Raw genomic sequence first — 22,872 nt, 5'->3', positions numbered from 1 at the left:
TTCTTCAAGATGGTCTGAGGGGGGTCCGGATGGGGGTCCCTCCCAGGCCCTGAGGGCCCAGGGGGAGGCGGGGGCTCTTGGCGAGCCCCCACCAGACCCGTCAGACCTCTTCGACGCTGCTCGGCTCGCGCCGGGACAGGTCGATACCGAGCTCCTCCGCAGCGCGGAAGACGTCCTCGTCCGTGTCGCGCATCTCGATGGACATGCCGTCCGAGGACAGCACCTCCACGTTGAGGCAGAGCGACTGCATTTCCTTGATGAGCACCTTGAAGGACTCGGGAATGCCGGGCTCGGGAATGTTCTCGCCCTTGACGATGGCCTCGTAGACCTTCACACGGCCGGTCACGTCGTCGGACTTGATGGTCAGCAGCTCCTGGAGTGCGTACGCGGCGCCATAAGCCTCCAGCGCCCACACCTCCATCTCACCGAAGCGCTGGCCACCGAACTGGGCCTTACCACCCAGCGGCTGCTGGGTGATCATCGAGTACGGACCGGTCGAGCGCGCGTGCAGCTTGTCGTCGACCAGGTGGTGCAGCTTCAGGATGTACATGTACCCGACCGAGATCGGGTCCGGGAACGGCTCGCCGGAGCGGCCGTCGAACAGGTTCGCCTTGCCCGAGGGCTGGACGAGCCGGTCCCCGTCGCGGTTCGGGATCGTGGCCTGGAAGAGGCCGGTGATCTCGTCCTCGCGGGCACCGTCGAAGACCGGGGTGGCGACGTTGGTACCGGCGGCGACCTGGTCGGCGCCGATGACCTGGAGACGCTGGGCCCAGTCGTCGGCCAGACCGGAGACGTCCCAGCCGCGGCTGGCGAGCCAGCCGAGGTGGATCTCCAGCACCTGTCCCGGGTTCATTCGGGACGGCACACCGAGCGGGTTGAGGATGATGTCGACCGGAGTCCCGTCCTCAAGGAACGGCATGTCCTCGATCGGAAGGATCTTCGAGATGACGCCCTTGTTGCCGTGACGGCCGGCCAGCTTGTCGCCGTCCGTGATCTTGCGCTTCTGCGCCACGTAGACCCGAACCAGCTGGTTCACGCCCGGCGGCAGCTCGTCGCCCTCTTCACGGTCGAAGACGCGGACGCCGATGACCTTGCCGGTCTCGCCGTGCGGCACCTTCAGCGAGGTGTCACGCACCTCGCGGGCCTTCTCACCGAAGATCGCGCGCAGCAGGCGCTCCTCCGGCGTCAGCTCGGTCTCACCCTTGGGCGTGACCTTGCCGACGAGGATGTCGCCGGCGACGACCTCGGCACCGATACGGATGATGCCGCGCTCGTCGAGGTCGGCGAGGACCTCCTCGGAGACGTTCGGGATGTCCCGGGTGATCTCCTCCGGGCCGAGCTTGGTGTCACGGGCGTCGACCTCGTGCTCCTCGATGTGGATCGAGGAGAGGACGTCGTCCTGCACGAGGCGCTGCGACAGGATGATCGCGTCCTCGTAGTTGTGACCCTCCCACGGCATGAACGCCACGAGCAGGTTCTTGCCCAGCGCCATCTCACCCTGCTGGGTGGCGGGACCGTCGGCCAAGACCTGGCCCTCGATCACGCGGGCGCCCTCGTCCACGACAACCTTCTGGTTGACCGAGGTGCCCTGGTTGGAGCGGGAGAACTTGGCGATCCGGTACGTGGTGTACGTGCCGTCGTCGTTGGCGACGGTGATGTAGTCCGCGGAGACCTCCTGGACGACACCCGCCTTCTCCGCCTTGATGACGTCACCGGCGTCGACCGCGCAGCGGTACTCCATGCCGGTGCCGACGAGCGGCGCCTCGGACGTGATCAGCGGCACGGCCTGACGCATCATGTTCGCGCCCATGAGGGCACGGTTGGCGTCGTCGTGCTCAAGGAACGGGATCATGGCGGTCGCGACCGACACCATCTGTCGCGGCGAGACGTCCATGTAGTCGACCTCGGTGCCGGGCACGTAGTCGACCTCGCCACCACGGCGGCGAACGAGGACGCGCGGCTCGGTGAACCGCATCTCGTCGCTGAGCGCGGCGTTGGCCTGCGCGATGACGAAGCGGTCCTCCTCGTCGGCGGTGACGTAGTCGACCTCGTCGGTGACCTGGCCGTCGACGACCTTGCGGTACGGCGTCTCGATGAAGCCGAACGCGTTGACGCGGCCGTACGAGGCGAGCGAACCGATCAGGCCGATGTTCGGGCCTTCGGGCGTCTCGATCGGGCACATGCGGCCGTAGTGGGACGGGTGCACGTCACGGACCTCGAAGCCGGCCCGCTCACGGGAGAGACCACCCGGGCCAAGCGCCGACAGACGGCGCTTGTGGGTGAGACCCGACAGCGGGTTGTTCTGGTCCATGAACTGCGACAGCTGGCTGGTGCCGAAGAACTCCTTGATGGAGGCGACGACCGGCCGGATGTTGATCAGGGTCTGCGGCGTGATCGCCTCGACGTCCTGGGTCGTCATGCGCTCACGCACGACGCGCTCCATACGAGCCAGACCCGTACGGACCTGGTTCTGGATGAGCTCGCCGACGTTGCGCAGACGACGGTTGCCGAAGTGGTCGATGTCGTCGGTCTCGACGACGATGTTCCGACCCGACTCGCCGACCGTCTCGGTCTCACCGGCGTGCAGCTTGACCAGGTACTTGATGGTCGCGATGACGTCGTCGGTGGTGAGCACGCCGGCGTCCAGCGGCTCGTCCGCGCCGAGCTTCTTGTTCACCTTGTAGCGGCCGACCTTGGCGAGGTCGTAACGCTTCGGGTTGAAGTAGAGGTTCTCAAGCAGCGTCTGAGCGGCCTCGCGCGTCGGCGGCTCGCCCGGACGCAGCTTGCGGTAGATGTCGAGCAGCGCGTCGTCCTGGCCCTGGGTGTGGTCCTTCTCCAGGGTGGCACGCATGGACTCGTACTCGCCGAACTCCTCCAGGATCTGCTCGGTGGTCCAACCGAGAGCCTTGAGGAGGACGGTGACGGACTGCTTGCGCTTGCGGTCGATGCGGACACCGACCATGTCGCGCTTGTCGATCTCCATCTCCAGCCAGGCACCCCGGGACGGGATGATCTTGGCCGTGAAGATGTCCTTGTCGGACGTCTTGTCGATGTTGGAGTCGAAGTAGACACCCGGCGAGCGGACCAGCTGCGACACGACGACACGCTCGGTGCCGTTGATGACGAAGGTGCCCTTGTTGGTCATGAGCGGGAAGTCGCCCATGAAGACCGTCTGGGACTTGATCTCGCCGGTCTCGTTGTTGGTGAACTCGGCGGTGACGAAGAGCGGGGCCGCGAACGTGAAGTCGCGCTCCTTGCACTCGTCGATCGAGTTCTTCGGCGGCTCGAAGCGGTGGTCGCGGAAGGTCAGGGACATCGACCCGGAGAAGTCCTCGATCGGGGAGATCTCTTCGAAGATCTCCTCCAGACCGGACTTGGTGGGGACGTCCTGCCCACTCTCAAGAGCGGCCTCGACCCGAGACTTCCAAGCGGCATTGCCGAGCAGCCAGTCAAAGCTCTCGGTCTGCAGCGCAAGAAGGTTCGGAACCTCAAGCGGCTCCTTGATCTTTGCAAAAGAGATGCGCAGCGGGGCGGTGCTGGCGCCGTTGTTCGTATTGGCGGTCGAGGCGTTGCGCGAGGCGGCCAAGAGGGGGTCCTTCCGAGGGCTCGGACTCACTACGCGCGTACCGGTCCCACGTGGGCACAGAGAGAGACGTTTCCGATTCGGCCGGGAAGGCCAGTTCAGGGCGGTTCAATCCGAGGTGCTCAAGCGAGGGCATGCCCCTGGTGACGGGCAGGGGACAGCTAACAGGCAGCGCAAAGGGACAGTGTAGCCACTCGGCACACTGATGTCCAGGGCGGATTTTCAGAGACCCGCATTGCTCTTCTCAAGTACCTCGGTACCTCGGTCAGCCGTGCGCCGCGCAGACGCAGATTAGTACTGCCCTCTTCGCCGTCGATCCATGCCTCGGATCCGGATCGTTGTGACGACGCGTCCTGAGAATTGCGCGCTGCGTGCGGTTCGTCAAGACCCCTCCGCTCCCCGGAGATCGCCGCGGGAGCCGTTACGGGGCTACGCCTGCGTCCTCGCCGAGCAGACGGCGAAGATCACCATACTCCCCGAGCGACCCCGTGCAAGGCGCACGGCGCGGGTACGCCGAAGGGCGACCACCCGGATGGGTGATCGCCCTTGACGGTGCCCAGCGGCGCGCGGGCGCGCCTGCCGGACGGTGCGGGCCCGTGGGACCCGCGAGGTGTTACTTGACCTCGACGGAAGCGCCGGCGCCCTTGAGGGACTCGGCAGCCTTCTCGGCGGCCTCCTTGGCGACCTTCTCCAGGACGGGCTTCGGAGCGCCGTCGACGAGGTCCTTGGCCTCCTTCAGACCCAGGGAGGTCAGCTCGCGCACGACCTTGATGACCTGGATCTTCTTGTCGCCGGCACCGGTGAGGATGACGTCGAACTCGTCCTGCTCCTCGGCGACCTCGGCGGCGGGGCCACCCTGGGCCGGACCGGCAACGGCGACGGCCGCGGCGGCGGTGACGTCGAACTTCTCCTCGAAGGCCTTCACGAACTCGGAGAGCTCGATGAGGGTCATGTCCTCGAACTGAGCGAGCAGGTCTTCCTGGCTGAGCTTCGCCATGATGGGCGATCCTTCCACTAATTCGGCGGGTGCCGGATGTACATGTAGGCGGGCGTACGTTCGGCCCGCTGCGACCGTCGCCCTAGCGGGCGGCGATCATTGCGCGAGCCGAGTTACTCGGCACCGCCCTGCTCGGCGAGCTTGACGCGAAGCGCTTCCGCAGTGCGGACGAACTTCGACGGCAGCGCCTGGAAGAGCGAGGCAGCCTGCGACTGCTTGCCCTTGAACGCGCCGGCCAGCTTGCTGAGCAGAACCTCGCGGGACTCAAGGTCCGCAAGCTTCTTGATCTCATCGGCGGACAGCGCCTTGCCATCAAGGACACCGCCCTTGATGATCAGGTTCGGGTTCTCCTTGGCGAAGTCACGAAGACCCTTCGCCGACTCCACCGGGTCACCGGTGATGAAGGCAACCGCCGTCGGACCGTTGAACTGGTCGTCGAGCGAAGTGATCCCGGCCTCGTTGGCCGCAATCTTGGTCAGCGTGTTCTTCACCACGGCGTACTGGGCGTTCTCACCGAGCGAACGACGCAGCGTCTTGAGCTGCGCCACGGTGAGACCCCGGTACTCGGTCAGCACGGCGGCGTTCGAGCTGCGGAACTGGTCCGCGAGCTCGGCTACCGCGGCAGCCTTGTCGGGCCTTGCCATAGAGCGTCGGCCTCCTTCCGGGTGATGAGGACCGCTCAGAAGGGGCTGAACAAAACGAAACGCCCCGGCGCAGGCGCACGGGGCGTAGCTCAACCAGCTGCACTCAGAAGAGGAACATCCGGGAACTTTCCACGGTCACCTGCGCGGGTCGTCCGCATTCAGCGGATCCTTCGGCCACCGCCCCCTCGAATGAAGGCACGGCAACGACCAGCGGTCTTTGGCTTCTGGGAGAGCGTACGTTACGTCGTCCGTGTCAAGCAAATCCGTCCGTACGGACCCGGCGCCCGACGCCCGGAGCCGTCCGCTGTCAGGCGGCGCCGGCCCCGGCGGTGGCGCCCGCGGTGGCTCCGGCGGTGGCGCCCTTCATCATCTCGGCGAGGTCGGCGACCTGGTCCGCCGGCGGCGCCTGCACGGTGACCGGCTTGTTGTAGTCCAGGAACTTGACGGTCATGTCCAGCGGGCCCTTGACGCTCGCGCCCTGCGTCCGGAACTGCTTGGTGTGGTCCTGCCCGTCGATCCACATGTCCATCTGGAGCGTGCTGATGCCCCACTGCTCGTACTGCTTCAGAGACTTCTCCCCGCGCTCCTTGGCGGCGGCGTCCTTGCCCTGGAGGCTGTCGCGCAGCTGGTCGAGGGTGATCGTGCCCGCGTAGTGCGTGGCCTTCACGCCGTCGACGGTCTCCTCGCCGATCTTCTTGAGGTCCTTGGCGGCCGTCAGGCTGCCGGACTCCTCGGCCGGGTTCTTGTCCGCCTGGTTGCCGAGGGCGCCCAGCGGGTTGCCGCCGGCCTTGTTGCCCAGGGCGGACAGGTCGAACTTGATCCAGGACTTGCCGTCCACCGCCTCACCGCCGCTCATGTACATGGCGTTGTTGACGAGGCGGATCTCGAACTCGCCGGTCTCGCCGCCGGCGCCCCCCTTGGCCTTCATCTGCATCGCCAGCGGCTTCATGGACATCGACGCGGTCGCATCGATGACGCCGGCCTCCGGCGTCTTCCCGCTGATCGTGTACGAGAGCGACGTCAGCTTGCTGTTCTTGGCGGCCGCGCGCTTCACCGCCGCCGCGAACGTCGCCTCGGCGGGCTTCCCGGCAGCCTGGTCCTCGGCGCCCTCGGCGGACTTGCTCGCGGCCGGCTTGCCGTCGCCGGAACAGGCCGCCAGGCCGGTGACCAGAACACCGGCCAGAACGGCGGCAGCGGCGTTGCGGTGGATGTGACGCATGTGGATCCCCCCAGGATCTACTGATGCCGCATATCGTAATGATTCGGCAAACTTCATAGATCGTAACCGCTGTCGCTGATACAAGCACACGAAAAAACCGGCCCCCGCCCCTCCGAAGAGGTGCGGGGGCCGGTCTCGGTACGCGGCGTACGTCTCCGTACGCGAACCCGCGACTGCCGGTGATCCTGGGGATCAGACGGCGGCCGGGTCCTCCTCGACGAGGAGGTTGCGGGTGCGGTTCGAGTCGAGCGCGATACCGGGGCCCATCGTGGTGGTGATGGTCGCCTTCTTGATGTACCGGCCCTTGGCGGCGGACGGCTTCAGACGGAGGATCTCCTCCAGAGCCGCACCGTAGTTCTCCACCAGCTTGGCGTCGTCGAAGGACACCTTGCCGATGATGAAGTGCAGGTTCGAGTGCTTGTCGACGCGGAACTCGATCTTGCCGCCCTTGATGTCCTCGACGGCCTTGGCGACGTCGGGGGTGACCGTGCCGGTCTTCGGGTTCGGCATCAGACCACGGGGACCGAGCACGCGGCCGAGGCGGCCGACCTTGCCCATGAGGTCCGGGGTGGCGACGACGGCGTCGAAGTCCAGACGGCCCTTCGCAACCTCGTCGATGAGCTCGTCGGAGCCGACGATGTCGGCGCCCGCGGCAAGCGCGGCCTCGGCACGGTCGCCGGTCGCGAAGACCAGGACCCGGGCGGTCTTACCGGTGCCGTGCGGGAGGTTCACGGTGCCACGGACCATCTGGTCGGCCTTGCGCGGGTCGACACCCAGGCGGAAGGCGACCTCGACGGTGCCGTCGAACTTGGTCGTGGAGGTCTCCTTGGCGAGACGGACCGCCTCAAGCGGCGCGTACAGCTTGTCCGCGTCGATCTTGGCGTCCGCAGCGCGGAGAGTCTTGCTGCGCTTCACTTCAGCTCCTGTAGGGAGTAACACCATGCGGCTGACGCCACGTGGTGGGCATGGAGTCGTGGTGCGGGCCAGCGCTTGGCCCTACCACTGGAGGTCAAACGGGGGTGAGCTGAGATCAGCCCTCGACCGTGATGCCCATGGAACGGGCGGTGCCGGCGATGATCTTCGACGCGGCGTCGAGGTCGTTGGCGTTCAGGTCGGCGAGCTTCGTCGTGGCGATCTCGCGAACCTGGGCCTCGGTGATCTTCGCGACCTTGGTCTTGTGGGGCTCGCCGGAGCCCTTCTCGACACCAGCGGCCTTGAGGATCATCTTCGCGGCCGGCGGCGTCTTGGTGATGAAGGTGAAGGAGCGGTCTTCGTAGACCGTGATCTCCACCGGGATCACCCAGCCACGCTGCGACTCGGTCGCGGCGTTGTAGGCCTTGCAGAACTCCATGATGTTGACGCCGTGCTGGCCGAGCGCGGGGCCGACCGGCGGGGCCGGGTTCGCCGCACCGGCGTTGATCTGGAGCTTGATAAGCCCCGTGACCTTCTTCTTCTTGGGAGGCATTGCTCTCTCCGGGTCCTAGTGAGAGTGAACTGCCTGCATCCGTTCAACCGGATGGAGGCATACCGCACAACGATAACGGGTATAGCTGCGCGGCTAAAAACCGAGCAGGTCAGAGGGGCTGCGAGAGCTCCTCTGACCTGCTCGGAAGTGCTGGTTCCAGAAAGCGTTCCGGGTTGCCGGAAGGCGTCAGTTCTTCTGGATCTGGTCGAAGCTGAGCTCGACCGGGGTCTCGCGGCCGAAGATCTCGACGAGGCCCTTGACCTTCTTCGAGTCGGCGTTGATCTCGTTGATGGTCGCCTGGAGCGTCGCGAACGGGCCGTCGGTGACGGTGACCGAGTCACCCACCTCGAAGTCCAGGACCTGGACCTCGACCTTGCGCTGCGGAGCCGGCTTGCCCTCGGCCTCGGCGGCCTCACGGGCGGCCTTCTCCTCGGCCTCGGGGGCGAGCATCTTGACGATCTCGTCGAGCGTCAGCGGGTACGGGTCGTACGCGTTGCCCACGAAGCCGGTGACACCGGGGGTGTTGCGGACGACGCCCCAGGACTCGTTCGTCAGATCCATGCGGACGAGAACGTAACCGGGCAGCTTGTTCTGCCGGACGTTCTTGCGCTCGCCGTTCTTGATCTGGACGATCTCCTCTTCGGGGACCTCGGCCTGGTAGATGAACTCCTCGACGTTCAGCGAGACGGCACGCTGTTCGAGGTTGGCCTTCACGCGCTTCTCGTAACCGGCGTACGTGTGGATGACGTACCACTCGCCGGGCAGGAAGCGGAGCTCCTGGCGCAGGGCCTCGACCGGGTCGACGGGGGCGGCGGGCTCCGCCGGCTCCTCGTCCTCGGCGGACTCCTCGGACTCTGCGTCCTCGTCCTCGACGGAAGCCTCGGCCTCGTCGGCGTCCTCGGCCTCGTCGGCGGCGTCCTCGGTCACGTCGGACGCCTCGGCCTCTTCGGCCTCGACGTCATCGGAGTCGACGTGCAGGGCAGCCTCTTCGGCCGCTTCGCCCGCAGCGGCGTCGGCAGCCTCGGCCTCGTCCTCGTCGGCCGCCTCGATGATCTTGAGCTCGTCCTCGACGGACTCGACCGACTCGGAGGCGTCGTTCAGGTTCGGGTCAGACACGGTGGCTGCTTCTTCCTGGCTACAGATGGGGTGGAACGCGCGAAAGGGGCGCCAATGAGGGGCGCCCTTCGCGATCAGCCGAAGACGTACTTGACTACCTGCGAGAAGCCGGAGTCAATCAACGTCACAATGCCGATCATGATGACGACGAACACGATCACGACCGTGGTGTACGTCGTCAGCTGGCTGCGTGTCGGCCAGACAACTTTACGGAGTTCGGCAACAACCTGCCGGTAGAAGAGCGCGAGACGGCCCACAGGGCCCTTCTTGCCGCGCTTACCGCCCTTGCGGGCCTTCTTCTTCGAATCCTTGGACTCCGCTGCCTCGTCCTGGGCATCAGGCATGTCGATGGAGCCCACGGCGTCCGTCACGCTTCTCACCTGATTCCGGGTCATGGCCGTGCCGCGCCCGGTGGAGCCGCACGGCGGTGCATTGAAGTACGTACATGCGCACACATCCTGGCGAAGGTGTGTGTAGCAGGGCCGGAGGGACTTGAACCCCCAACCGCTGGTTTTGGAGACCAGTGCTCTACCAATTGAGCTACGACCCTTTGTGGTTCCCCCAACCTACCGCATGTGGTGGTGCGGTTGGTGAGGACCAACAGGCAGTGAGTGTACGTGGTCAGGGGCCCGGCGTCGAACAGCTTCCTCCCGAGCCCCTCCGGACCGCCGCCGTCCCGTCCTTCTGCCGGCCTTCTCCGCGCCCGCCCCAGGCCTTCCCACGGCCTTCCCGCGGCCTTCCCGCGGCCTTCCCGCGGCCTCGGCCCGGCCTCCGCGAGAGGGGCTCTCGGACGCCTGTCCACATGCTGACCGGTCCGTGGGACGCGGGTGCCCGGGCCGTTGGCGTTCTGGGACCATGGCCCGCATGAGCGCTGCAACTCCCCCGCCTTCCTCCCCCACCGAGCGCCGGGTCTCCGCGCGCATCGGCGCCATCTCCGAGTCCGCGACCCTCGCGGTCGACGCCAAGGCCAAGGCCCTCAAGGCCGCCGGGCGTCCGGTCATCGGCTTCGGCGCCGGCGAGCCCGACTTCCCGACGCCCGACTACATCGTCGAGGCCGCGGTCGAGGCCTGCCGCAACCCGAAGTACCACCGCTACACGCCGGCCGGGGGCCTGCCCGAGCTCAAGGCTGCGATCGCCGCGAAGACGCTGCGCGACTCCGGTTACGAGGTCGACGCCTCGCAGGTGCTGGTGACCAACGGCGGCAAGCAGGCGATCTACGAGGCCTTCGCGGCGATCCTCGACCCGGGCGACGAGGTCATCGTCCCGGCCCCGTACTGGACCACCTACCCCGAGTCGATCCGGCTCGCGGGCGGCGTCCCGGTGGACGTCGTGGCCGACGAGACGACCGGGTACCGGGTGTCGGTGGAGCAGCTGGAGGCGGCCCGTACCGAGCGGACGAAGGTCGTCCTGTTCGTCTCGCCGTCGAACCCGACCGGCGCCGTCTACAGCGAGGCCGACGCGGAGGCCATCGGGCGCTGGGCCGTCGAGCACGGCCTGTGGGTGATGACGGACGAGATCTACGAGCACCTGGTGTACGGCAGCGCCGCGTTCACCTCGCTGCCCGCGATCGTCCCGGAGCTGCGCGACAAGTGCATCGTCGTCAACGGCGTCGCCAAGACCTTCGCGATGACGGGCTGGCGGGTCGGCTGGATCATCGGCCCGAAGGACGTCGTCAAGGCCGCGACCAACCTCCAGTCGCACGCCACGTCCAACGTCTCCAACGTGGCCCAGATCGCCGCGCTCGCCGCCGTCTCCGGGAACCTGGACGCGGTCGCGAGGATGCGGGAGTCCTTCGACCGGCGGCGCGCGACCATGGTGCGCATGCTGGGCGAGATCGACGGGGTGATCTGCCCCACGCCCGAGGGCGCGTTCTACGCCTACCCGTCGGTGAAGGGCCTGCTGGGCAAGGAGATCCGCGGCAAGCGCCCGGCGACCTCGGCGGAGCTCGCCGCGCTGATCCTGGACGAGGCCGAGGTCGCGGTCGTCCCCGGCGAGGCCTTCGGTACGCCGGGCTACCTGCGGCTCTCGTACGCCCTGGGTGACGAGGACCTCGTCGAGGGCGTCTCGCGGATCCAGAAGCTGCTGGCCGAGGCCCGCGACTAGGTTCCGGCGGATCGTGTGGTGGGAGCGGGCCCCGGTGGGGCCCGCTTCTGCGTTCGGGGCGGGCCCCGATCGGGGAAAGGGGCTGCCGGATTCCGGCCGGGTGCGGCAAGATCCCTGGATGGAGCACGTTCGCGACGTACGAGATCTGCCGAAGGCCCATCTGCATCTGCACTTCACCGGGTCGATGCGGCCCTCGACCCTGCTGGAGCTCGCCGACAAGTACGGCGTACGGCTGCCCGATGCGCTGACCGGCGCCGAGCCGCCGAAGCTGCGGGCCACCGACGAGCGCGGCTGGTTCCGCTTCCAGCGCCTCTACGATGCGGCGCGCTCGTGTCTGCGCGCCCCCGAGGACATTCAGCGCCTGGTGCGCGAGGCGGCCGAGGAGGACGTCCGGGACGGTTCCGGCTGGCTGGAGATCCAGGTCGACCCGACCTCGTACGCGCCCCTGCTGGGCGGTCTGATCCCGGCCCTGGAGATCATCCTGGACGCGGTCGACTCGGCCTCGCGCGAGACCGGGCTCGGCATGCGCGTCGTGGTCGCGGCCAACCGCATGAAGCATCCCCTCGACGCGCGCACCCTGGCCCGGCTCGCGGTCCGCTACGCCGATCGCGGGGTGGTCGGCTTCGGGCTGTCCAACGACGAACGCCGGGGCATGGCAAGGGACTTCGACCGCGCCTTCGCGATCGCCCGCGAGGGCGGGCTGCTCGCGGCCCCGCACGGCGGCGAGCTCTCCGGGCCGTCGTCGGTGCGCGACTGCCTCGACGACCTGCACGCGCGGCGGGTCGGGCACGGGGTGCGGGCCGCGGAGGACCCCCGTCTGCTGCGCCGCCTCGCCGAGAAGGGCATCACCTGCGAGGTCTGCCCCGCGTCCAACGTCGCCCTCGGCGTCTACGAGAAGCCCGAGGACGTGCCGCTGCGGGTGCTGTACGACGCCGGTGTCCCGATGGCCCTGGGTGCGGACGACCCGCTGCTCTTCGGCTCCCGGCTGGCCGCCCAGTACGACATCGCCCGTCACCACCACGCCTTCGACGACACGGAGTTGGCGGAGCTGGCCCGCCAGTCGATCCGGGCGTCGGCGGCCCCCGCGGACATCCGGGAGGAACTTCTTGCGGGAGTGGACTCCTGGCTGAAGGCCTGACTCCCGCGAGGGGCCGGGGCCTGGCCGGCGGCTGGTCGCCGCGTCCCGACAAGATCCGCCGGAAGGGCCCGGGGCGCTAGATCTCCACCCCGACCGCCACCGGCTCGTTCACCAGCGTCACGCCGAACGCCAGCTCCACGCCGGCCACCACATCGCGGGCCAGGCTCAGGAGGTCCTCGGTGGTGGCGCCGCCGCGGTTGGTGAGGGCGAGGGTGTGCTTCGTGGAGATGCGGGCGGGCCCCGTCCCGTACCCCTTCGTGAACCCCGCCTTGTCGATCAGCCAGGCCGCCGAGGTCTTCGTCCGGTCGGCGCCGACGGGCCACGCGGGCGGCGCCACGTCCGCGCCGAGCCGCTCCTGGGCGCGGGCGAGGAACGCGGCGTACGCCTCGTTGGGCAGGATCGGGTTGGTGAAGAAGGAGCCCGCCGACCAGGTGTCGTGGTCCTCCGGGTCGAGCACCATGCCCTTGCCGGCCCGCAGCTTCAGGACGGTCTCGCGGGCGGTGCCGGCCGGGACCCGGTCACCGGGCTCGACGCCCAGCGCGCGGGCGGTCTCGGCGTACTTGACCGGCGCCGAGAGCCCCCCGGCGTCCTCCAGCTCGAAGACGACGCGGAGCACGACGTAGCGGTCGGGGTGCTGCTTGAAGCGGCTGTGGCGGTACGAGAAGTCGCACTCGGCGTTGGTGAGCGTCACGGTGGCGCGGTCGAGGCGGTCGTAGGCGACGACGTGCGTGATGGTGCTGGACACTTCCTGGCCGTAGGCCCCGACGTTCTGGATCGGGGTCGCGCCGGCCGAACCGGGGATGCCGGCCAGGCACTCGATGCCGGCCAGCCCGGCCTCCACGCTGCGGGCCACCGCGTCGGTCCACACCTCGCCGGCGGCGAGTTCGAGGCGGGTGCCGTCGAGCTCGAAGCCGCGGGTGGCGATGCGCAGGGCGGTACCGGCGAAGCCCTTGTCCCCGATGAGCAGATTGCTGCCGCCACCGATGACGAGGAGCGGGGTCCCGCTGTCGTCGGCCTCGCGCACGGCGGCGACGACCTCGGCGTCGGTGGTGGCGGTGACGAGCCGGTCCGCCGGGCCGCCGAGGCGGAGGGTGGTCAGGGGGGCGAGGGGAGCGTCGTGAAGTTCCTGCACGGGGTCCAGCGTACGGGTGCGGTGCCGTGGGGGCCGTCGCCCCCGCCGGGTTCCGGGGGCCGCGGCCCCCGGAACCTTCGCGGCTCAGGCCAGGCGGACGACCGCCCGGGACATGCCCAGGACCTTCTGGCCGGCGCTCATCGCGGTGAGGTCCACGCGGACCGTGCGGGCCTCGTCGTCGAGCTTCGCCGCGACCTTGGCGGTGACCTCGATCAGTGCGCCGGTGTCGTCGTTGGGGACCACCACCGGCTTGGTGAAGCGGACGCCGTACTCCGCGACGGCGGCCGGGTCGCCGGCCCAGTCCGTGACCACGCGGATCGCCTCGGCCATCGTGAACATGCCGTGCGCGATGACGTCGGGCAGCCCGACCTCCTTCGCGAACTTCTCGTTCCAGTGGATCGGGTTGAAGTCGCCGGACGCGCCCGCGTACTGCACGAGCGTGGCGCGGGTCACGGGGAAGGACGCGGACGGCAGCTCGGTGCCGGGCTCGACGTCCTCGTAACGGATCTTCGCGGTCATGTCAGGCCCCCTCGGCCGCTCGGGACACCAGCTTGGTCCAGGCGGTCACGACGTGCTCGCCGGCCTCGTCGTGGACCTCGCCCCGGATGTCCAGGATGTCGTTGCCCGCGAGGGACTTGATCGCGTCGATGGTGGAGGTGACCGTCAGCCGGTCGCCCGCGCGGACCGGGCGGGTGTACGCGAACTTCTGGTCGCCGTGCACCACCCGGCTGTAGTCCAGGCCCAGCTGCGGGTCCTGGACGACCTGGCCCGCCGCACCGAACGTGATGGCGAACACAAAGGTGGGCGGCGCGATGACATCGGCGTGACCCAGCGCCTTGGCCGCCTCCGGGTCGGTGTAGGCGGGGTTCTCGTCCCCGACCGCCACCGCGAACTCGCGGATCTTCTCGCGGCCGACCTCGTACGGGGCGGTGGGCGGATAGGTCCGCCCCACGAAAGACTGGTCGAGCGCCATCGGGCGGCTACCTCCTGCGGATCAGGGTGGTGGGGTCTACGGAGAATTTAGTCGTACGCCTGGAAAACGCCGAGAGGCCGCCCCCCGGTATGGGGGACGACCTCTCGAACGAGCCTGAGTGCCAGACGCCGTGGTTAGCGGGTCTCGCGGTGCGCGGTGTGCGAGTTGCAGCGCGGGCAGTGCTTCTTCATCTCAAGTCGGTCCGGGTTGTTACGCCGGTTCTTCTTGGTGATGTAGTTCCGCTCCTTGCACTCCACGCAGGCCAGCGTGATCTTCGGGCGGACGTCGGTGGCAGCCACGTGAGTGCTCCTTGACGGACGGGTTGACGGATGAACGCATGAAAGAGTAGCCGATCGAAGGACCGACCCCACAATCGGCTACTGTGTGTAGCGGTGACCGGACTTGAACCGGTGACACAGCGATTATGAGCCGCTTGCTCTACCGACTGAGCTACACCGCTTTGACACGGATTCCCTCACCCGAAGGTGAGGGCTTCCGCACCAGAGCCCCAATACGGAATCGAACCGTAGACCTTCTCCTTACCATGGAGACGCTCTACCGACTGAGCTATTGGGGCGAGCGAGGAAGACATTACACGCTCTCTCGCCGATCGCCCAAATCCGTTTCGTGCCGCCCCCGAGCGCCCCTCCCGAGGCCTTGCCCCACCGGTCCCGTAGGCCACTCAGGGCCACACCGGTACGACTATTTCGCTCCTCCTCGATGCACGCCGTAGCCGCCCCTAGGCTCGGCTCACGCTGCGTGATCATGCCCGCCGAGCCGATCACCCGAGCCCGATCACCCGAGCCCGATCAGGAGCGCGATGTCCGACAGCCACCAGCAGCCGGCCCACTCCCCCGGCACCGGCGAAGGCCCCGATCCCGCCGCGGGATCCTCGCTGCTGCTGTGCGGCGCCCGGCTCGCCGACGGGCGCACGGTGGACGTGCGGCTCGGCGGCGGTCGGATCGAGGCGGTGGGCACCGCGGGCAGCCTCACCGCGAACGGCTCCTCGCGGGTGGATCTGAACGGCTTCCTGCTGCTCCCGGCCCCGGCCGAGCCGCACGCCCACAGCGACACCGCCCTGACCGCCTCCAGCGCCGAGGGCCCGGTCTCGTACGCGGTCGAGGAGGTCCAGCGCCGGGCCACCGAGGCCGCCCTGCTCCAGCTCGGCCACGGCGCCACCGCACTGCGCTCGCACGTACGCATCGACGAGGTGAGCGGCCTCGATCCGCTGGAGGCGGTGCTCCAGACCCGGCGCTCCCTGCGCGGCCTCACCGAGCTCGCGGTGGTCGCCGTGCCGCGGCTGCTCACCGGGGTGGCCGGCGCGGACGGGCTCGCCATGCTGCGGGACGCGGTCAAGATGGGCGCCTCCGTGGTGGGCGGCTGCCCGGATCTGGACGCCGATCCGGCCGGGTACGCCCAGGCCGTCCTGGAGCTCGCCGCGGAGCACGGCTGCGCGGTCGACCTGCACACCGACGGCGCCGATCCGGCGCGCCTCGCGCGGCTCGCGGCCATGTCCGGCGGCCTGCGCCCCGGCGTCACGATCGGCCCCTGCGGAGGCCTGTCCCGCCTTCCGCGCGACACCGCGGCCCGCGCCGCCGACCAACTCGCCTCCGCGGGTGTGGCGGTGACGTGTCTCCCCCAGGGCGGCTGCGGTATGACGGACCGTCAAGGTGCGGCTCCAGTACGGCTGTTGAGGGCCGCCGGGGTCCGACTCGCGGCGGGCAGCGGCGCGTTGCGGGACGTCTCCAACCCGGTCGGGCGGGGCGATCCGCTGGAGGCCGCCTACCTCCTCGCCTCCCAGGCGGGCATGCGGCCCGAGGACGCGTACGCGGCGGTCAGCACGGTGGCCCGCGAGTCGATGGGGCTGCCCGAGGTGCGGGTCGAGGCGGGCTTCCCCGCCGAACTGCTCGCGGTGCGCGGCGAACGCATCGCGGGCGTCCTCTCGCTCGCCTACAGCCGCATCGTCGTCCACCGCGGCCGGGTGGTGGCCCGTACGAGCGCGGTGCGCGAGTACTGCGACTCGGCCGCGGCGGTCGCCCTCGACCTGCCCCGGCAGGGGCGCACGGAGGCGGGGCGCGGCGACGCGGGGTGAAGCCGGTGACGCGTGCGCTCGCCGGCGCCGCGTGCGCTGCCTGTGCCGCCGGGTGACCCGTGGGCCGCCGGGTGCTGCCTGTACCGCCTGTGTCACCTGTGCCGCCGGGTGACTCGTGTGCCGCCTGCGCACGCCTGTCCGCCGGGCGAACCTCCACCCGCAGCGCTCACTCACTCCACCCGCTCCACCCGCTCCACCGCCTCCACCGGCGAGCGGCGGCATCTCCGCGTACCGTCGGGAGCATGCGCATTGTCATCGCTGGAGGTCATGGTCAGATCGCGTTGCGGCTCGAACGCCTGCTGGCGGCGCGCGGCGACGAGGTGGCCGGAATCATCCGCAAGCCGGAGCAGGCGGACGACCTGCGGGAGGTCGGCGCGGAGCCGGTGGTCCTCGACCTGGAGTCCGCGACGGTGGACGCCGTCGCCGAGGCGCTCCAGGGCGCGGACGCGGTGGTGTTCGCGGCGGGCGCGGGCCCGGGCAGCGACGCCTCCCGCAAGGAGACGGTGGACCGCGGGGCGGCGGTCCTGCTGGCGGACGCCGCGGAACGGGCGGGCGTACGCCGCTATGTCATCGTGTCGTCGATGGGCGCGGACTCGGCCCACCAGGGCGACGAGGTCTTCGACGAGTACCTGCGCGCCAAAGGCGCCGCCGACGACGCCGTACGCTCCCGCCCGCACCTGGACTGGACGGTCCTGCGCCCCGGCATGCTGACCAACGACGCGGGCAAGGGCCTGGTGACCCTGGCCGCCTCGACCGGCCGCGGCACGATCCCCCGCGACGACGTGGCCGCGGTCCTGGCCGAACTCGTGGACTCCCCCGCGACGGCGGGCCTCACCCTGGAACTGATCAGCGGCTCGGCACCGGTGGTGGTGGCCGTGAAGGGCGTGGCGGGAAACTGACCCGCCGTTACGGCCCGCCGGCCGGTACTAGTCCGGGGCCGCCACGTGCGTCGGAGCTCCGAAGTCACGCAGGGTGAGGGTGTTCTCGATCTTCGAGCCGTCGGGGGCGGAGAGGTGCCGCGTGGGACATCAGGGCATCCGCGCCGGGCTGCCCCGCACAACGAAGAAACCCCTGGTGACCTTCTCAGGTCACCAGGGGTTTCACCCAGTGTGGCGGCGCCAGGATTCGAACCTGGGTAGGCAGAGCCGACGGATTTACAGTCCGTTCCCATTGGCCACTCGGGCACACCGCCATGGGATGTCGCCTCCGGTTCCCGCTTTTCGGCGGTGCTCCGTGGCAACGACGTAAACGATACCCGATGCCCAGGGGTGCTCCGCCACCCCATTGATCAACGCTCTGCCCGGCACGGGGTGGCTAGGCTTTGGGGCGGTGGTTCGGCAGTGGGGCCGGGTCGCCGCGCGTTCGGCCGCAGGGCTCGTGCGCACCCGACACACAACCGAACCAAGGAGCCACAGGACATGGCCGACTCCAGTTTCGACATCGTCTCGAAGGTCGAGCGGCAGGAGGTCGACAACGCCCTCAACCAGGCCGCGAAGGAGATCTCGCAGCGCTACGACTTCAAGGGCACCGACGCCTCGATCTCGTGGTCCGGCGAGAAGATCCTGATGCAGGCGAACGGCGAGGAGCGGGTCAAGGCGATCCTCGACATCTTCGAGACCAAGCTGATCAAGCGCGGCATCTCCCTGAAGTCGCTGGACGCGGGCGAGCCGCAGCTGTCCGGCAAGGAGTACAAGATCTTCGCCTCCATCGAGGAGGGCATCTCCCAGGAGAACGCCAAGAAGGTCGCCAAGGTCATCCGCGACGAGGGCCCCAAGGGCGTCAAGGCGCAGGTGCAGGGCGACGAGCTGCGCGTCTCCTCGAAGAGCCGCGACGACCTCCAGGCCGTCCAGGCCCTGCTCAAGGGCAAGGACTTCGACTTCGCGATCCAGTTCGTGAACTACCGCTGATCAAGTGGTCTGACCTGCACGGACGTTGTCAGGCTGAGCGAGCAGGGCACAACGGGCGCACATCGCCGAGGACTGCCTCGACGGCGGCCCTCGTTGTGTCCTCCTCGTCCGGCCACAGGTGCGTGTAGGTGTCGAGCGTGATCGACGGCTTGGCGCTGCCATCGGGCTTGCCCCTGCGGACCCATGCCGCGCGTGCCTGCTCGTACGTTGCCGTGAGCGCCTTGTTCGCTCTCTGCCGCGTCCTTTTCCATACGTGAGACCAGGAACCACGCCGGACCGGGACGCTGTACTGGTTAGGGAAGATCAGCCGCGCAGTGCGCTGGCGCGGTCTCCGAGGGGCAGTCCGATCCTCGATCTTCACCGCCGGCGCGGGGAAGCGCTCAAGGTGCGCGGCGAGCGCGTCCACCGCCGCTTTCGTGAGCGGCACCGTGCGATAGCTCTCATGCGTCTTCGGCTCACCGAGGTACGGTTCGCCCTCCTCCGGGTCGATGAGTTGCTGCCGCACGGTCACCTCTCGGCGCAGGAAGTCGACGCCGTCGACTTCGAGGCCGAACAACTCCCCTTGACGCAAGCCGGATGACGCCGCGAGCAGGAACAGGGCTCGGTACCGAGCGGACGCTGCGTCTATGAGTGCCCGGCCGGCTGCCGAACTGGACGCCCTCAGCTGTACCGACCGCGTACGCGTCCACACCGAGGATCGTGCCCTGTACGACCGGCTCACTGGCCGCGCTCCAGCCGCATGACCCCGCCAGCGTGCTGCGCTCCCCTGCCGCCGCTCGCCTCGCCGACGACGCCTCTCGGATCGTGACTTGAACCACCTCGCCCTCCGCCCGCTCGCGGCCCCGCCTTCGTGCGGGCCGTCTTCATGTTCATGCGGCAGTGAGTGCGCGGTGCACGGCCCAGTCGCGAGCGGCAGCGATCAGCGCAGCCCGGTGCGGAAGCGGGTCGGTCCTCTCCCGGCTCTCCCAGACGGCGTACAGAGCATGCGCGAAGGTACTGATGGCGGCAGGCGGTGCCGCTCGGAAGGCAGGCACCCGTCTGGCGATGGTCTCGGCCTCATAGGGCGTGTGCCCGGCATGGACGAGTCGCGGCACCGTGAACGCCGTGTCCGCCCAGGCTGGCGCCGGGCAGGCGAGGGCCCAGTCGACGAATCGGATTCCGTCGGCGGTGGCCAGCATGTTGAGCGGCGACATGTCCGTGTGGGTGAGCGTCTGCCCGTCGAGGTCGGGCGCGCGGCCCTCGGCAATCAGAGGCCCCCATCGGATGGGCAGCGGCTTCTTACGGACTGTCTGAGGCCACGGGGCCGCCGACATGACGGTGAGAGCGTCGACCAGCGGGGCGAGATCGGCGGAACCGGGGCTGAGATCGGGGTGCCGTCCCTCGATGAACTCGTATCCTGCGAGCAGCCATCCGCCCGCCTCCACCTGCCACAGCAACCGGGGTGCGAGAGGCGCATGCCGCGTCACTTGTGCCTCGCTGCGGTAGACCCATGCCGAGGCGCTATCGGTGCGGGTGCCCTTGATGAACGTCCGGCCCGAGGCGCCGCCGATCGTGCAGGCGAGATGCGCCATCACCCCTTTATCGGCGCTCTCCGCCCAGCCGACTGGGCCTGTGTGCTGCTCGACGGCGTGCCGCACTGCGGGCGGGAGTTCGTGCCATGACGTGCGGTCCACCCGCATCTCTCCTCGTACAGAACGGAAGCCGGCCCCCTGCTCGGCCACAGAGTGGCACAAGCAGGGGGCCGGCGCGGTGAACCGTCAGGCAAGCCGAGTGCTGTTGTGCTTCGGGCTGTTGTGGCAGTTCGCATGACACTGCGAGCAATCGGCGATGTCGAGCTCAGGCCAGAAGTCCACGTCAACCACGAACCCGGCAGAGGCGATGGCGTCCACCGTGCGGGCGCGCAGCGCCTTGCCGCCGCCGTGCTCCTCCTTGTCGAGGAAGCCGGGCTGATGATGGACGAACTTCCCGAGTGTCTGCTCGCAGAAGTCCTGATACGCCTTGGTGTGCAACAGGAAGGCGTGCCAAAAATCGTCCACCAACGGAGACGGACTCAGCGGGACGGGGCTGTGTGCACCGGCCGCGAGGAAGGCAAGCATCTGCCCGATGCCCCGCTGCGCCTGCTCCTCGCTCATGTCCTCGAACTTGGCGCGCACGTTGGCCGCGAGGGTCGCCCGCAGCTCGGGGTTGACCAGGGTTCGTGCGTCGGTCGCGGGGCGTTCCTGTACTACGGTCACGGTCCTTTGCCTCCTTGATGAGGTGGTGCGTCGGACGTGCGTGGTGCGGTACCCCGGCCAGAGCCATGCCTTGAGGTCCCGGCCGAGGTGAGCCTCCGCCCGCCCAGTGGGTCGTGTCAGGCACCGCCGGGCGGTGGGGAGTTTCAGAGGGCCGGAGCGACGAGCTCGGGCGTTGTCAGGGTCGGCCCGGGGGCGCCCCGGTGGGCGAGCTCACCGTCGACAGCAGTCGCCAGAGCGATAAACCCAACGGCAGTTCCGAGTGCCCACAGCCACCCGAGGAAGCGGCCGAGCGGGTCATGTGCGGCATAGCGGCGGGTAGCGTGGCGGGCGCTCATAAGGCGCCGCCACGTGCCTTTTCGCGGAGTTCGATGACCCGCCCAACTTGGTAGTAGAAGAGCTCAAGTTGGTCCGGATCGAGGACGAGCAGTGACTCGGTGTTGCCGCCGTCCTCGAAGTACACGAGGACAGGGAGCGCTCCCTGCTGCGCGCGGTGGTCGTACGCGACGTCGCGCCTTGCTGAAGCGACGTACGTGACCTGCGCCGGAACGGGGCGCAGGGTGGTGCCGTCGGCCGGCGCTGTCCACTCTTCACCGCCGCCGGGCGGACGCAGGTGGTACGTCGCCGCGTCCGCGCCCGGCAGGGCGATCACGACGCCGATCTCGCCGCCATGGGCGGTGTCACGGGCAAGGTCGCCGAGTCGAGGGAAGAAAGGGGCCGCGGTGCCTAACTCGGCACCCTGAGAGGGGAGATGAGGCGCTGCTCGTCCTGTCATGCTCCGAAGTTAGGAGCGTGCCAGGGGGCGAATATGAATCGGAGGAATAGTGCCCTCATCCGTCGAGGTGAAAGCGGTCTGACATGCGGCGCAGCTTCTCGCGGGTGGCGATCCGCTCGGCGTAGACGATGCTGCGCAGCGTCGAGCGGGCCACGGGGTGGTTGCGTACGAGCTGCGGAGCAATCCGCTCAGCGGTCTCCAGTTCGCCGAGGGCCCGGTCGCGGCTACCATCCCACAGCCACGCCCGAGCGAGGTCCATGTGATGGTGTCCCTGGCGGGAGTGGGGCAGCGCGGCGACCACCTCGGGGCCGGTCCGGCGGTTTATGGCAAGCGCCTTGGTCTGATCGCCCATCTCAAGCGCCACGCTGATGGCGTGGATCTGCACGTTGCCGGGCGAGAACGTCACGGAGTGCCGGTCGTACACCGGCGGGCCCTGGTAGCTGCTCAGACGGTCGGCAGCGGACTTGGCGTGGCCGATGCGCTCCTCCGTCTCAGCCGCCCGTCCGCCTCTCGCGGCGGACACAGCGGCACGCAGTTGCAGGGTCCCCCACATGCGGACAGCGAGCGGGTCACCACGTTCATAGTCGCGCTGAACACCGGCGATGGCCTTGTCGGAGAGCGTGAGGGAGTCGTCCCAATCGGCGGTTGCCCACATGTCCCAGACCCGCATCCAGTCGGCGAGGGCAGGCATTACGGGGTCGCCGGACAGGCGGGCGGACCATGCGGCGCGCTCGGCCGCCATGGCGATGAGCTCCGGGTGCCCGAGGGAATGCGCGGCGGTGTGAGCGAACTTGCAGGCAACCGCATAGATCGCGTACGCCTCCTCGCGCTCATGCCCGGCGGAGACCTCGGCCAGGGCGCGGGCCTCGCGCAGAAGATCGGGCAGGACTCGCAGGATGGCGACGTTGGCCGCCGCATCCCGCAGCCGATGCAGCCTGGTCATCTCGCGCCACAGCTCGCCAGACGCGCGAGGGGTGCCGTCGAAGACCGGCACCAGGTCGTACCGTCGCAACTCGCGCATGATCGAGCTCGCGGACACCTGCCACTGATTCTCGGCGGGGCTACTGGCGTACGGACGGCCGATCAGGTCGTTGGGGTGAACGTGCAGTTCGGCGGCGACCAGGTTGAGCAAGCCGACGCGGTCGAGCTCGATGAGCCCGCGCTCCATCTTCGAGACCCAGCCCTGCGTCTTGCCGAGCGCGGTGGCGAGATCCGCCTGCGGCATCCCGAGTCGGAGTCGGGCGCGACGAACGCGCCGGCCAATCTCCTCGGCTTCCTCCAACATCAGCACACCCCCCACTCGGTGGCAGGCCTGCTGTGCTCAAGCGTGCGGCAGGGCATCACAGCTCCATCCGTTCAGGCTCACTCCCCAGAACGGTACCCACAGCGCTCTCGGCTTGTGGAGGCTTAGCCCGTTACCTGCGCCGGGAGAACCTTCAATCGCCTGCGAGCGCCCCTGCCGGTTCGGCAAGATGCATCTGTCGGCTATACACAGTT

At 68.8% G+C, this 22,872-nt stretch carries 22 protein-coding genes and 4 tRNA genes; 5 read left to right on the top strand and 21 right to left on the bottom strand.

Going from position 1 to position 22,872, the window contains the following annotated elements; genetic code table 11:
• Positions 1 to 100: 100 nt before the first annotated feature.
• From rpoB to ACFYNP_RS19390, 9 genes are all read right to left on the bottom strand, one after another.
• The gene (gene rpoB, locus ACFYNP_RS19430) at positions 101 to 3,586 is read right to left on the bottom strand and encodes a DNA-directed RNA polymerase subunit beta (protein ID WP_345253808.1); all 3,486 of its coding nucleotides are present in this window, start codon (positions 3,584 to 3,586) and stop codon (positions 101 to 103) included.
• A gap of 610 nt (positions 3,587 to 4,196) precedes the next feature.
• Positions 4,197 to 4,580 (bottom strand): 50S ribosomal protein L7/L12, encoded by a 384-nt coding sequence (gene rplL / locus ACFYNP_RS19425; RefSeq protein WP_388786711.1) that lies wholly within the window; start codon positions 4,578 to 4,580, stop codon positions 4,197 to 4,199.
• A 113-nt stretch (positions 4,581 to 4,693) separates the two neighbouring features.
• Positions 4,694 to 5,224, bottom strand: coding sequence for a 50S ribosomal protein L10 (rplJ, locus tag ACFYNP_RS19420; RefSeq protein ID WP_189963091.1), 531 nt, complete (start codon positions 5,222 to 5,224; stop codon positions 4,694 to 4,696).
• A gap of 307 nt (positions 5,225 to 5,531) precedes the next feature.
• A complete protein-coding gene (locus ACFYNP_RS19415) occupies positions 5,532 to 6,443 on the bottom strand; it encodes a DUF1396 domain-containing protein (RefSeq protein ID WP_388786709.1) in 912 nt (303 codons plus the stop codon).
• 192 nt (positions 6,444 to 6,635) lie between these two features.
• A complete protein-coding gene (gene rplA / locus ACFYNP_RS19410; RefSeq protein WP_161244507.1) occupies positions 6,636 to 7,358 on the bottom strand; it encodes a 50S ribosomal protein L1 in 723 nt (240 codons plus the stop codon).
• A 115-nt stretch (positions 7,359 to 7,473) separates the two neighbouring features.
• On the bottom strand, positions 7,474 to 7,908 hold the full coding sequence (rplK, locus tag ACFYNP_RS19405; protein ID WP_053731185.1) for a 50S ribosomal protein L11: 435 nt from the start codon (positions 7,906 to 7,908) through the stop codon (positions 7,474 to 7,476).
• 186 nt (positions 7,909 to 8,094) lie between these two features.
• Positions 8,095 to 9,024, bottom strand: coding sequence for a transcription termination/antitermination protein NusG (nusG, locus tag ACFYNP_RS19400; RefSeq protein WP_388786707.1), 930 nt, complete (start codon positions 9,022 to 9,024; stop codon positions 8,095 to 8,097).
• A gap of 74 nt (positions 9,025 to 9,098) precedes the next feature.
• Positions 9,099 to 9,395, bottom strand: coding sequence for a preprotein translocase subunit SecE (secE, locus tag ACFYNP_RS19395; RefSeq protein ID WP_161244505.1), 297 nt, complete (start codon positions 9,393 to 9,395; stop codon positions 9,099 to 9,101).
• Between the two features lie 106 nt (positions 9,396 to 9,501).
• Positions 9,502 to 9,574, bottom strand: a tRNA-Trp gene (locus tag ACFYNP_RS19390).
• A 314-nt stretch (positions 9,575 to 9,888) separates the two neighbouring features.
• On the opposite strand from ACFYNP_RS19390, the gene ACFYNP_RS19385 reads away from it, so the two are divergent.
• Together ACFYNP_RS19385 and ACFYNP_RS19380 are read left to right on the top strand one after the other, a co-directional pair.
• The gene (locus ACFYNP_RS19385) at positions 9,889 to 11,127 is read left to right on the top strand and encodes a pyridoxal phosphate-dependent aminotransferase (RefSeq protein WP_388405541.1); all 1,239 of its coding nucleotides are present in this window, start codon (positions 9,889 to 9,891) and stop codon (positions 11,125 to 11,127) included.
• Positions 11,128 to 11,245: 118 nt separating this feature from the next.
• Positions 11,246 to 12,265, top strand: a complete 1,020-nt coding sequence (locus ACFYNP_RS19380) for an adenosine deaminase (RefSeq protein ID WP_388405539.1) — start codon at positions 11,246 to 11,248, stop codon at positions 12,263 to 12,265.
• 76 nt (positions 12,266 to 12,341) lie between these two features.
• Here the strand turns inward: ACFYNP_RS19380 and ACFYNP_RS19375 are convergent, their stop codons facing one another.
• The 6 genes from ACFYNP_RS19375 to ACFYNP_RS19350 all read right to left on the bottom strand — a co-directional run bounded on the left by ACFYNP_RS19375 (position 12,342) and on the right by ACFYNP_RS19350 (position 14,947).
• A complete protein-coding gene (locus tag ACFYNP_RS19375) occupies positions 12,342 to 13,406 on the bottom strand; it encodes a UDP-N-acetylmuramate dehydrogenase (protein WP_388787013.1) in 1,065 nt (354 codons plus the stop codon).
• Between the two features lie 75 nt (positions 13,407 to 13,481).
• Positions 13,482 to 13,916, bottom strand: coding sequence for a MaoC family dehydratase (locus ACFYNP_RS19370; RefSeq protein WP_388405536.1), 435 nt, complete (start codon positions 13,914 to 13,916; stop codon positions 13,482 to 13,484).
• Position 13,917: 1 nt separating this feature from the next.
• Positions 13,918 to 14,370 carry a MaoC family dehydratase N-terminal domain-containing protein gene (locus ACFYNP_RS19365; RefSeq protein ID WP_100578079.1) on the bottom strand — a complete coding sequence of 151 codons (453 nt, stop codon included), beginning with the start codon at positions 14,368 to 14,370 and terminating at the stop codon, positions 13,918 to 13,920.
• Between the two features lie 134 nt (positions 14,371 to 14,504).
• Positions 14,505 to 14,669, bottom strand: coding sequence for a 50S ribosomal protein L33 (gene rpmG / locus ACFYNP_RS19360; RefSeq protein WP_003956487.1), 165 nt, complete (start codon positions 14,667 to 14,669; stop codon positions 14,505 to 14,507).
• Positions 14,670 to 14,757: 88 nt separating this feature from the next.
• A tRNA-Met gene (locus ACFYNP_RS19355) sits at positions 14,758 to 14,830 on the bottom strand.
• Between the two features lie 44 nt (positions 14,831 to 14,874).
• A tRNA-Thr gene (locus tag ACFYNP_RS19350) sits at positions 14,875 to 14,947 on the bottom strand.
• A gap of 243 nt (positions 14,948 to 15,190) precedes the next feature.
• Between ACFYNP_RS19350 and ACFYNP_RS19345 the strand changes: the two genes are divergently transcribed.
• Positions 15,191 to 16,462, top strand: a complete 1,272-nt coding sequence (locus tag ACFYNP_RS19345; protein ID WP_345253825.1) for an amidohydrolase family protein — start codon at positions 15,191 to 15,193, stop codon at positions 16,460 to 16,462.
• 242 nt (positions 16,463 to 16,704) lie between these two features.
• Positions 16,705 to 17,361 carry an SDR family oxidoreductase gene (locus ACFYNP_RS19340; protein ID WP_388786704.1) on the top strand — a complete coding sequence of 219 codons (657 nt, stop codon included), beginning with the start codon at positions 16,705 to 16,707 and terminating at the stop codon, positions 17,359 to 17,361.
• A 211-nt stretch (positions 17,362 to 17,572) separates the two neighbouring features.
• Here the strand turns inward: ACFYNP_RS19340 and ACFYNP_RS19335 are convergent.
• Positions 17,573 to 17,654 (bottom strand) — tRNA-Tyr (locus ACFYNP_RS19335).
• 226 nt (positions 17,655 to 17,880) lie between these two features.
• On the opposite strand from ACFYNP_RS19335, the gene ACFYNP_RS19330 reads away from it, so the two are divergent.
• The gene (locus ACFYNP_RS19330; protein ID WP_100578076.1) at positions 17,881 to 18,369 is read left to right on the top strand and encodes a YajQ family cyclic di-GMP-binding protein; all 489 of its coding nucleotides are present in this window, start codon (positions 17,881 to 17,883) and stop codon (positions 18,367 to 18,369) included.
• 28 nt (positions 18,370 to 18,397) lie between these two features.
• Here the strand turns inward: ACFYNP_RS19330 and ACFYNP_RS19325 are convergent, their stop codons facing one another.
• From ACFYNP_RS19325 to ACFYNP_RS19305, 5 genes are all read right to left on the bottom strand, one after another.
• A complete protein-coding gene (locus tag ACFYNP_RS19325) occupies positions 18,398 to 19,060 on the bottom strand; it encodes a tyrosine-type recombinase/integrase (protein ID WP_388786701.1) in 663 nt (220 codons plus the stop codon).
• Positions 19,061 to 19,238: 178 nt separating this feature from the next.
• A complete protein-coding gene (locus ACFYNP_RS19320) occupies positions 19,239 to 20,042 on the bottom strand; it encodes a hypothetical protein (protein WP_388405522.1) in 804 nt (267 codons plus the stop codon).
• Between the two features lie 84 nt (positions 20,043 to 20,126).
• Positions 20,127 to 20,603, bottom strand: coding sequence for a glycine-rich domain-containing protein (locus tag ACFYNP_RS19315; protein WP_388786698.1), 477 nt, complete (start codon positions 20,601 to 20,603; stop codon positions 20,127 to 20,129).
• A gap of 331 nt (positions 20,604 to 20,934) precedes the next feature.
• Positions 20,935 to 21,375 (bottom strand): hypothetical protein, encoded by a 441-nt coding sequence (locus ACFYNP_RS19310; protein WP_388786696.1) that lies wholly within the window; start codon positions 21,373 to 21,375, stop codon positions 20,935 to 20,937.
• A gap of 55 nt (positions 21,376 to 21,430) precedes the next feature.
• Positions 21,431 to 22,660, bottom strand: coding sequence for a helix-turn-helix domain-containing protein (locus ACFYNP_RS19305; protein ID WP_388786694.1), 1,230 nt, complete (start codon positions 22,658 to 22,660; stop codon positions 21,431 to 21,433).
• Between the last annotated feature and the right edge of the window lie 212 nt (positions 22,661 to 22,872).

The sequence above is a fragment of the Streptomyces sp. NPDC006691 genome (assembly GCF_042869955.1).
GTDB lineage: Bacteria > Actinomycetota > Actinomycetes > Streptomycetales > Streptomycetaceae > Streptomyces.
The sequence above is the reverse complement of the archived record's forward strand: the minus strand, read 5'-3'. Positions and strand labels throughout refer to the sequence as shown.

Excerpts from the sequence above, each read along its gene's own strand:
- rplL (WP_388786711.1), bottom strand. The coding sequence starts at position 4,580 with ATGGCGAAGCTCAGCCAGGAAGACCTGCTCGCTCAGTTCGAGGACATG.
- rplJ (WP_189963091.1), bottom strand. The coding sequence starts at position 5,224 with ATGGCAAGGCCCGACAAGGCTGCCGCGGTAGCCGAGCTCGCGGACCAG.
- ACFYNP_RS19415 (WP_388786709.1), bottom strand. The coding sequence starts at position 6,443 with ATGCGTCACATCCACCGCAACGCCGCTGCCGCCGTTCTGGCCGGTGTT.
- rplK (WP_053731185.1), bottom strand. The coding sequence starts at position 7,908 with ATGCCTCCCAAGAAGAAGAAGGTCACGGGGCTTATCAAGCTCCAGATC.
- ACFYNP_RS19385 (WP_388405541.1), top strand. The coding sequence starts at position 9,889 with ATGAGCGCTGCAACTCCCCCGCCTTCCTCCCCCACCGAGCGCCGGGTC.
- ACFYNP_RS19380 (WP_388405539.1), top strand. The coding sequence starts at position 11,246 with ATGGAGCACGTTCGCGACGTACGAGATCTGCCGAAGGCCCATCTGCAT.
- ACFYNP_RS19370 (WP_388405536.1), bottom strand. The coding sequence starts at position 13,916 with ATGACCGCGAAGATCCGTTACGAGGACGTCGAGCCCGGCACCGAGCTG.
- ACFYNP_RS19365 (WP_100578079.1), bottom strand. The coding sequence starts at position 14,370 with ATGGCGCTCGACCAGTCTTTCGTGGGGCGGACCTATCCGCCCACCGCC.
- ACFYNP_RS19345 (WP_345253825.1), top strand. The coding sequence starts at position 15,191 with ATGTCCGACAGCCACCAGCAGCCGGCCCACTCCCCCGGCACCGGCGAA.
- ACFYNP_RS19340 (WP_388786704.1), top strand. The coding sequence starts at position 16,705 with ATGCGCATTGTCATCGCTGGAGGTCATGGTCAGATCGCGTTGCGGCTC.
- ACFYNP_RS19330 (WP_100578076.1), top strand. The coding sequence starts at position 17,881 with ATGGCCGACTCCAGTTTCGACATCGTCTCGAAGGTCGAGCGGCAGGAG.
- ACFYNP_RS19310 (WP_388786696.1), bottom strand. The coding sequence starts at position 21,375 with ATGACAGGACGAGCAGCGCCTCATCTCCCCTCTCAGGGTGCCGAGTTA.
- ACFYNP_RS19305 (WP_388786694.1), bottom strand. The coding sequence starts at position 22,660 with ATGTTGGAGGAAGCCGAGGAGATTGGCCGGCGCGTTCGTCGCGCCCGA.